Source organism: Streptomyces sp. NPDC002130, from assembly GCF_040296465.1.
GTDB lineage: Bacteria > Actinomycetota > Actinomycetes > Streptomycetales > Streptomycetaceae > Streptomyces.
On record NZ_JBEOXI010000815.1, the window covers coordinates 1 to 1,458 of the forward strand.

Here is a 1,458-nt window from a genome sequence, read left to right on the forward strand (position 1 = left end):
AGCAGGGCACTGTTCCGGCTGACGATCTCGTAGCTGCCGTCACCGACCGGGACGAAGCGCCAGTTCTGGTTCGAGAACTCGTCGATTCGAGCACGCACAGCTTCTCGTTCGGGCATCTCGTCGATTTCGCCGAGGCGTTCGACCAGACGTTCCCATTGGACCTCGACGTCGCGGGCGTCACCGAACTTTCCACCGATCCACCGCAGGTCGGTGATCAGATCGTCGGTCTTGGGGGAGTGGCCCGCGTAGGACTGAAGAGCGCTGCGGATGCGACGAGCTGCAACCCGGAAGTCGTGAACGGCTTCGTCGTCGGCCCGACGCGTTCCGAGGTCCGCTGCGACCAGTGCGCGTAGTTGTTCGATGAGGTAATTGCGCAACAGAATCCGCGGATTCGACGCTTTGCCCGTGGTGATCTCGAGACCGACGTACGGGGTCACCGAAGTACCCAATGCTCGTTTGAGTTTGGACGGACTTGCAGAACGCTCCAGCCCGGCGTCCAGTAGAACCGTCTCGATTGCGTCGGCCAGATCTTGTCCGCCTGCGCCTTGTTCGACCTCGACTTCCTGCCACGTCGATTCACCGGAACCGTCTGCCTTGCAGGCGATGACGGTGTCGGAGACCACTTCGGCGAGCAGAACACCGTTTTCGCCGTTGAGTCGGGTGCGCTCCCGGTCGGTGATGATCAGGGCGACCGGAACCAGGTCGTGACCGCGAATGATCGCCCGGATCAGACTCGACAGCGGCGAGGGGACATCGGTGCTCTCGTCCGGCGGAAGCTGGATCTCGGTTCGAGTGTCCTGGCCTGCGGGAAGTTTCATGTGCCACCCCGCATCATCGCCGCCCTCGCGCTTGCGCAGCGTGATCTTCTCGGCGAGCAACCGGTAGTCGGCGGTGTCGAAGTAGGTGGCAGAGAGCTGTATCGAGTCGTGAACCGGCTCACCGACAACACCGGGAAGTCCACCCAAGGCGGGGACTTCCTGCTCGGCCGGCGCCTCGTACTTGCGCTCGATCTCCCGTACGGCTTCGGGTACGACAGCGGTCTTGCTCATCTGGTCTCCTCTTGCGGTGCGGTCTGCGCTTCCATCCTCCCGGTATCGGTGGCGCAGTGGAAGGGTCCGGGGTCCCTACGGCGAGTCGCCACCGCCTGATTCGTCCGGCCAGGACAGGGTTCGCCGACTTTCGAACCGTCGCAGCCGGCCGGTCATCGGATCCTCGAACTCGAGAACCTTCGACAGCAGGCGCAGCGGGTTCGAATAATCCTCTGCGGCAACGTCGTAGAAGTCGGGATAGAAGTTGTCGCCGTGGATCGGGAGCCCGACGGAGGTCATGTGCAGGCGCAGTTGATGGGTCTTGCCGGTATGGGCGTCAGTGGCAGTACTGCCGTAGACCCTCGAATTACTGCCAAGAGCGAGGCACACTGGACGCATGCTGCAGAACGTGGCCGTCGCCCTTCTCGAC

The 1,458-nt window shown here is 63.0% G+C and carries 1 protein-coding gene and 1 pseudogene; both read right to left on the minus strand.

The features are described from left to right. Positions 1-1,049 (minus strand): CYTH and CHAD domain-containing protein (locus tag ABT116_RS45870; RefSeq protein ID WP_351647111.1); only part of this gene is annotated, 1,049 nt, incomplete at its 3' end. 75 nt (positions 1,050-1,124) lie between these two features. Then, positions 1,125-1,458: pseudogene (locus ABT116_RS45875) on the minus strand (hypothetical protein); the annotation flags it as partial.